The following is a 505-nucleotide window of genomic DNA, read 5'->3' as shown; positions in this document are numbered from 1 at the left end:
GAAGCGCAGACCTTCTTCCATGGCGATCGGTGCAATCAGCTTCACCGTGATCGACACGTTGTCGCCCGGCATCACCATTTCCTTGTCCTTCGGCAGCTCGATCGAGCCCGTCACGTCCGTCGTACGGAAGTAGAACTGCGGACGGTAGTTGTTGAAGAACGGCGTGTGGCGGCCGCCTTCGTCCTTGCTCAGCACGTACACTTCAGCCGTGAAGTGCGTGTGCGGCGTGATCGAACCCGGCTTGGCCAGAACCTGGCCACGCTCCACGTCTTCACGCTTCGTGCCGCGCAACAGGATACCGACGTTGTCGCCCGCTTGACCTTGGTCCAGCAGCTTGCGGAACATTTCCACGCCCGTGCAAGTCGTCTTCACCGTCGGCTTGATACCGACGATTTCGATTTCCTCACCAACCTTCACCACGCCGCGCTCCACGCGACCCGTCACCACCGTGCCGCGACCCGAGATCGAGAACACGTCTTCCACCGGCATCAGGAAGGCGCCGTCC

The 505-nt window shown here is 61.4% G+C and carries 1 protein-coding gene; it reads right to left on the bottom strand.

Annotation, left to right across the window (positions count from 1 at the left end):
• A partial coding sequence (locus QCE79_RS33580; protein ID WP_309851840.1) for an EF-Tu/IF-2/RF-3 family GTPase occupies window positions 1-505 on the bottom strand: 505 nt, incomplete at both ends.

Origin of the sequence: Caballeronia sp. LZ003, assembly GCF_031451465.1 — a bacterium.
GTDB lineage: Bacteria > Pseudomonadota > Gammaproteobacteria > Burkholderiales > Burkholderiaceae > Caballeronia.
The sequence above is the reverse complement of the archived record's forward strand: the minus strand, read 5'-3'. Positions and strand labels throughout refer to the sequence as shown.